Origin of the sequence: [Flexibacter] sp. ATCC 35208 (assembly GCF_001975825.1) — a bacterium.
Lineage (GTDB): Bacteria > Bacteroidota > Bacteroidia > Chitinophagales > Chitinophagaceae > Chitinophaga.
Window position 1 is genome coordinate 1 of the sequence record NZ_MTKN01000327.1, and the last position, 401, is coordinate 401.

Annotated in this window: 1 protein-coding gene; it reads left to right on the top strand. The window is 51.6% G+C overall.

The window, feature by feature from the left end; all coding sequences use genetic code 11:
• On the top strand, positions 1 to 401 hold a 401-nt coding region (locus tag BW716_RS37420; RefSeq protein ID WP_179091445.1), incomplete at both ends, for a hypothetical protein.

Genomic DNA, 401 nt, shown 5'->3' on the forward strand with positions numbered 1-401 from the left:
GCTACGCCTGGAGCAATCACTACATCTACCGGTAAATGGACTGTGATCAGCGGTACTGCAACTATTGCAGCGACTGACCTGAATAACCCAACTGCCAGTGTGATTGTGTTCGCAGGTACATCCGCTACCCTGCAGTGGACCCTGAGCAATGGTACATGTACTGGTACGCCAGCTACTGTAACACTGATAAACCTGGGACCAGTACTGAACAATACCATCTCTGCCGATCAGACACTTTGTGCTTCTGAAACACCTGCTGCCCTCACGGGTACGGTGGCATTGAGTGGTGGCGACGGTACTTATACTTACCAGTGGCAGATAAGCACGACCAGTGCAACCACCGGTTTCTCCAATGTAACAACAGGTACAGGTGGCACTGCCGCTACTTATACCCCTGCTAC